This window comes from Pseudomonadota bacterium, from assembly GCA_030859565.1.
Taxonomy (GTDB): Bacteria; Pseudomonadota; Gammaproteobacteria; order JACCXJ01; family JACCXJ01; genus USCg-Taylor.
The window spans coordinates 1-5,752 of sequence record JALZJW010000186.1 but is presented as its reverse complement, the minus strand read 5'-3'; the positions used below and the strand labels follow the sequence as shown (position 1 = coordinate 5,752).

General features: G+C 58.1%; 7 protein-coding genes. 2 read left to right on the top strand and 5 right to left on the bottom strand.

The genetic code is table 11. From position 1 onward, the window contains the following. Positions 1 to 227: 227 nt before the first annotated feature. Positions 228 to 947 carry a transposase gene (locus M3436_18735; GenBank protein MDQ3566033.1) on the bottom strand — a complete coding sequence of 240 codons (720 nt, stop codon included), beginning with the start codon at positions 945 to 947 and terminating at the stop codon, positions 228 to 230. A gap of 627 nt (positions 948 to 1,574) precedes the next feature. Continuing rightward, entirely contained in the window at positions 1,575 to 2,414 is an 840-nt protein-coding gene (locus tag M3436_18730) for a hypothetical protein (protein ID MDQ3566032.1), read from the bottom strand. Positions 2,415 to 2,641: 227 nt separating this feature from the next. Between M3436_18730 and M3436_18725 the strand changes: the two genes are divergently transcribed. Beyond that, entirely contained in the window at positions 2,642 to 3,007 is a 366-nt protein-coding gene (locus M3436_18725; GenBank protein MDQ3566031.1) for a phage integrase N-terminal SAM-like domain-containing protein, read from the top strand. Beyond that, entirely contained in the window at positions 2,902 to 3,651 is a 750-nt protein-coding gene (locus tag M3436_18720; protein ID MDQ3566030.1) for an integron integrase, read from the top strand. The genes M3436_18725 and M3436_18720 overlap by 106 nt, the downstream gene beginning before the upstream one ends. A 128-nt stretch (positions 3,652 to 3,779) precedes the next feature. Here M3436_18720 and M3436_18715 read toward each other — a convergent pair whose 3' ends face one another. From M3436_18715 to M3436_18705, 3 genes are all read right to left on the bottom strand, one after another. Next, entirely contained in the window at positions 3,780 to 4,946 is a 1,167-nt protein-coding gene (locus M3436_18715; protein MDQ3566029.1) for an ABC transporter permease, read from the bottom strand. A gap of 147 nt (positions 4,947 to 5,093) precedes the next feature. Further along, complete coding sequence (locus tag M3436_18710) at positions 5,094 to 5,411, bottom strand: ABC transporter permease (protein ID MDQ3566028.1); 318 nt, start codon at positions 5,409 to 5,411, stop codon at positions 5,094 to 5,096. Beyond that, positions 5,323 to 5,752 (bottom strand): hypothetical protein (locus M3436_18705; GenBank protein MDQ3566027.1); only part of this gene is annotated, 430 nt, incomplete at its 5' end. The genes M3436_18705 and M3436_18710, both read right to left, overlap by 89 nt.

Here is a 5,752-nt window from a genome sequence, read left to right as displayed (position 1 = left end):
CCCTCAATCATCGGGACTAATAAATCATGCTCTTGGGCCTCCCCGAAGGCCTCGGCATGGACCACGATCTGATGTTTGGCGTCCACCGAGGAGAATAATAGGGCGAGGAGAATAATAGGGAGAATAATAGGAATAATAGGGGACAGACCACAAAGGAATAATAATAGGGGACAATAGGGGACAATAGGGGACAAGGGACAATAGGGGACAGACCACAATATTATAAATTATAGCAGGCCAAGCTGCTCACTGGGGTGCTGCGCTTGGGTCCTCGGCCGGCCCGCCTTGCCCTTCGTCGCACGCCTACCGAGCGCTCGTTCGATGTCAAGCTGAAACCGCTGATTACCCAGAGCATAGTTACCATTGGTTGCCGCGCGGATCTGCGTCACTAGGGTGTCGTCCAGATGCGCCTTGAACAGCGCCCGATACGCCTCGCGCCGCTCTCGCAGGTCCCGCCCCAGGCGCAAGTACTGCTTATGGGCACTCACGAGATCATCCACCTTGGCCTCGGCATTGGCCCGATAGCTACTCCAGCGATATTCCCGCGGATGCCTCACTATCCCCGCCCGCACCGGGTTGAGCTCGATATAGCGGTAACACGCGAGTACATAGTCCTCCGATTGAGCCAGACACGAACGGAAGCGCCCTTCCCATAAGGTGCCGCTGCGCTTATAGGTGCGGTTGATGTATTGCACATAGCGCTGGCCCAAGTGCTTCATGGTCAGCGCGGCGCTGTCCGCTCGCTCGGGGGTCAGAAGCAAGTGCACGTGGTTGGTCATTAGCACGTAGGCATGCACCGCAGCGCCGAACTTCTTTGACAGCTCGGTCAGCCGATCCAGATAGAACCGGTAATCATCCTCGGCAAAAAAACAGGCGGAGCGGTTGTTGCCGCGCTGAATGATATGCCAGGGAATCCCAGGAAGACTGAGTCGTGAGCGTCGGGGCATCGGCAGAACCTCCTCGTTACATCATCGTTAACCCGCACACTCAAAAATACCATAAATATGGTGGTCTGTCCCCTATTGTCCCCTATTACCCGCTCATCTTGCTGCTTTAAACCTCGAAGGAAACGCCCCGTGCGGACCCGCATGCGGGGTGTTGTGGGGGCTGGGGGTTAAACACCCCCGGCTACCCGATTGGGCGGATAAATAAATAACTGAAAACCTCATTCCGCAGCTCTCTGAGATGGACGTTAATTCTTTGACACCGTCATCACCATTTTTTGGTCTGGCCTGCTGCAAGTGACTAGAACTGAACCGTCGGCTGTTGGGAATTTAACCATGCGAACGGCCGTAGTTTCGACGACGTTAATTGGCGCGACTCCAAGTTGCGTGGCGGTCCTTTGAATCACTAACAGGCACTGGTCAAACGGCATTGACTTGCTCGTGGACTCCTGCGCAAGAGCAGTTGTTGTGACGAGCATCGAAATGGCTGCAAGTGTGTGCTTCATGTATTTCTCCCTGGTTGAAGTAAAAGACGCCCAACGTTTGACATGAGCGGCACACAACGGCGGCACCGCCCGTGACGGAGTGAGACATTGTGCCCCGCCGTTGTGTGTCCGTTCGATGGAAGGGTTAGACCTCTCCAGCGATAGAGCGAATGAGAAGGTTGGAAACGAGTTCATCGAGTTTCGTCGGATCAACTGCTTCGACGCGTTGTGTACGCCCGGCGTGAACGAGGTCGCTTCTGGCGTTATAGCAGCTGGTGAAGTACACAACATTGTCAGCTGAGGCGCAGAGCGCGACCAACTCTCGACAAGCCTCGCCGATTGACTGTCGGCTGAGGTTGCTCAATGCGTCGGAGAGCGCATTACGCTCCGCGGCAGTTAGGCCGGCGGTTTTGACGCTTTCGCGAAAGCTCTTCACGACTGAGCGTGCAGCGGGTGTGCGCGGTTGCCTGGTCGACAGCACTTCGACAACGGTGATAAGCGTGAGGAAGCGAGTCTTCGGCGTTCCCTCGAAGTGGGACAAGTTATAGAGATCAAGGGCGAGCAGTTGCTTGGCAGACAACGTTGGATTTGCTTGAAAGAACGCGAGAAGGCGCTCCTCATAGTTCTCAATCTTGTGGGTAACAGAACCATATGCTTCAAGGGCAATGCGGGTTACCGGTTTCTCTTCGGAATAGACGTCAAGTCCGTGGATGTCGTCGCGTAACTGGACGCCGTGCTTGGCTGCCATGTCAGCCTTTATGGCTTGGCTGAAGGCCGCACCAACTCTGTTTTGAGCATCGAGCCCGATGCGTCGTTCTGCCGCAAGGAATGACAGGGCCACCTGAACTCGTTGCCCCACTGCCTCGGCGGAAGAATGAGTTGGGAACCCCTTGCCTACAACTGCATATCTTGTCCGTGCACCAAATCGGTTGCGCTTTGGCTTCGGCAGTTGCACTAGATAGACGCGGCCTTCAATGTCGCCCAAGTGCAGGCGACGCCGTGGGTGGACGCCTGCGAAGATCCGGCCCGGCGGAAGATGGAACTTGAGACGGAATCCGTATGTGGGCTCGTCCCGAACGGTCACGCGAGTGGGCATAGGAACTGTGAAGGAGGTCTAACTTAAATTCGACACCACTTGGTGTCTAAACCAATAAACGAATTGGTGTATAATCACGGCCCGCAGCATACAACCCTCTGAATAGGAACTCAATTATGCCACGGAATGCACCATACGGTGCGGGCGCAACGGATCCCGCACCACGAACGCCCCGTCTTCTTGACCAAGTTCGCCAGCGTTTGCGCTTTCTCCACTACAGTATTCGGACCGAGCGGGCCTATGCCGATTGGATCAAGCGTTACATCTTGTTTCATCACAAACGCCATCCGCGCGAGCTGGGAGCAGCAGAAGTGGAGTCCTTCTTGACCCATCTAGCCGTTGACCGAACGTGTCGGCATCGACACAGAATCAGGCTATGGCGGCAATTTTATTTTTATACCAAGGGGTGTTGGAAACAGAGCTGCCTTGGCTCGACGAGATCGTGCGCGCGAAAAGGCCCCAACGGCTGCCGACCGTTTTGACGGTTTCGGAGGTCCATGCCGTGCTCGCTCGGCTGGACGGTACCATCGGGTCGATGGTCCGCTTGCTGTACGGCACCGGCATGCGGCTGATGGAATGGGTGCGCTTGCGGGTCAAGGACCTCGATTTCGAGATGCGGCAGGTCACTGTGCGGGACGGCAAGGGGTCGAAGGACCGGATCACTATGATGCCGGGAACCCTCGTGGCCCCGCTGCAGCGCCATCTCGAGCGCGTGCGGCAACTGCATCAGGACGATGCGGAGGCCGGCTTGGGTCAGGTCTATCTTCCCGATGCGCTCGCCCGGAAGTATCCGCATGCAGCGCGCGAATGGGCCTGGCAATATGTGTTTCCAGCGCGATCGATTTCGACGGATCCACGATCGGGGCAGCGCCGGCGGCACCATGTGGATGAGAAGGCGTTACAGCGTGCGGTGAAAAAAGCGGCGATTACTGCCGCCGTTCCTAAGCCGGTATCGCCGCATGCGTTGCGGCATTCGTTCGCAACGCATTTGCTGCAAGCCGGATACGATATCCGCACCGTGCAAGAGATACTCGGGCATTCGGATGTCTCCACGACAATGATCTATACCCACGTGCTCAACCGAGGCGGGCGCGGGATGGTCAGTCCTCTGGATGCGTCGCTTTGATCCCGCGAGTCGGCAGGGAATCCCGGAACCCACACGTTCAGGATGACGTTCAAGGTAACGTCCCTGTCCTCTGGATACCGGCAATCCATGCCGGTACGACGCCTTTCGTTCCGGCCCGCGGAGGCTAATCACGCATACCTCAGCGCTTCGGCGATCCGCAGCCTGGCGGCGCGCAACGCGGGTAACAATCCGCCGACGAGTCCCATCACGAGGGCGAAAACCAAGGATTCCATCACGATGGCCGGCGTCAAGGTAAAATCGAACGATAACTCTGCAAAGGTCTGCCAGTTCATGGTAGAGACGCTCACTGTCTGCATCAAGGAGGCCAGCAAGATCCCCAGCGTGCCTCCGACGAGACCGAGGAGACACGATTCGGTGATAAACGCCGACAAGATATCGCGCCGGCGAAACCCCAAAGCTCGCAGGGTGGCGATCTCTGAGGTGCGCTCGGCCACCGAACTGTACATGGTGATCATCGCTCCGAGCACGGCGCCGATCGCAAACGTGATGCTCAGCGTGGTCCCCAATATACTTAAGAAATTCGACATCACCTCCGACTGGTCGGCATAGAACTCGATCTCCGGCTGGGCTTCGAGCGTCAAGCGCGGGTCCTTATTGATCCTTAGCTGTACGGATGCAAAGGAATGCCGGTCGGCTAGCCGGAAAATCACCGAGGAGTATGCGTTGCGGCGAAACGCCTGCATCAACTGATCGACATCGCCCCAGATCTCCGAGCTGAAGCCACTGTTCCCCGCATCGAAGAGCCCAACCACGGTCCATTCTCGACCGCCCAATCGGATCCGCTCCCCGACGCCGGTCCCGCCAAAGCCCTGGGCGATCTTGACGCCGGCGATGATTTCAGACGTTCCCGGCCGGAACATTCGGCCTTGAACCACGCGAACCTGCGGCCGCAGCCCTAAGCCCGGCGTTGATAGCCCGCGAATGGTCACATTCGAAGGCTTCCCGCTCCCGCGCTTCGCGAGCACCAGGAGCACCAAGGTTTCCTTCGAAGCGAAGCGCTCTCCCGTGGGTCCACGCGCGATGTGCGGCAGACTCTCGACGATCGCTGCCTGCTCGCGATCCACGCTGCTTTGCACTTCAGTTTCCGCCGAACGGCGAATGACCATGACATTGTCGCCACGGCCGGTCTCCACCAAGGTTTGCTCGATGCCTTCGGCAAGCATACGCATGGTCGCGAAGACGAACACTACCAAGGCCATTCCCCCGATGGTCAAGAGTGTCGTTATCCGGCGCGCCCGGAGATTGCGATGAATGTAATAGAACGGAACGGCCACTGGTCCTACTGTGTCACAACTCGCTGAAGGGCGCTCTGCTTCGCCGGAATCGGGCTCAAAATGCTCATTTACTCCCGTGTAAACTCCGCTTTTTCGCCCGATTCCGCCTCCCATGGCATCCCTTGATCGACATGTGACACAGTAGGACTAGGGGGCGTCTCGCAGCGCCGAGGCGAGGGACTCCTTGGCGCCGATGGCCGCGAACAACCCGGCCGCAAGCCCGACCAGCCCGGCCGCCCCGAACGCCAACGCGATGGTCGTGGTGGAGACCGTGAAAATCGGAAACAGGGTCCCGACGCGTGCGGCGAAGACCTTCGCGACCGGAAAGGTCAAGCCGATCCCGAGCAGGCCGCCGGAGACGGACAGGAATAAGGATTCACCCATGATCAGCCCAAGCACGTGTTTGGAACCGAATCCCAGGGCTTTCAGCGTGGCGTACTCGCGCCTCCGTTCCCGCACGGCCATCGTCATCGTGTTCGCCGCCACGGCGAGGATGATGGCGATCACGAACAGCGATACTATTTGAACCCACCATCAAGATCGCCTCCGTCATGGCGACGAACCCGAGTTGAAAGGCCTTCTCGGTCTCGGTCAGCGTCTCCGCCATCGAGTTCTTGAAAAGCGCATCGATGTCCCGGGACACCCGGGCCGCCTCAGCCGCGCGGTGCAAGCCGATGACGTAGATGCCGGTGTGGTCCTGGCGTCCGCCGGGCTGCTTCTTCTGCTCCTCATTGAGATAGTTCCAATGGAAGAACAGATTCGTCTCGTCGATTTTCGGCTCGGCGCCGGTATAAATCCCGCGCAGC

Excerpts from the sequence above, each read along its gene's own strand:
- M3436_18725 (MDQ3566031.1), top strand. The coding sequence starts at position 2,642 with ATGCCACGGAATGCACCATACGGTGCGGGCGCAACGGATCCCGCACCA.
- M3436_18710 (MDQ3566028.1), bottom strand. The coding sequence starts at position 5,411 with ATGGCCGTGCGGGAACGGAGGCGCGAGTACGCCACGCTGAAAGCCCTG.
- M3436_18735 (MDQ3566033.1), bottom strand. The coding sequence starts at position 947 with ATGCCCCGACGCTCACGACTCAGTCTTCCTGGGATTCCCTGGCATATC.
- M3436_18720 (MDQ3566030.1), top strand. The coding sequence starts at position 2,902 with ATGGCGGCAATTTTATTTTTATACCAAGGGGTGTTGGAAACAGAGCTG.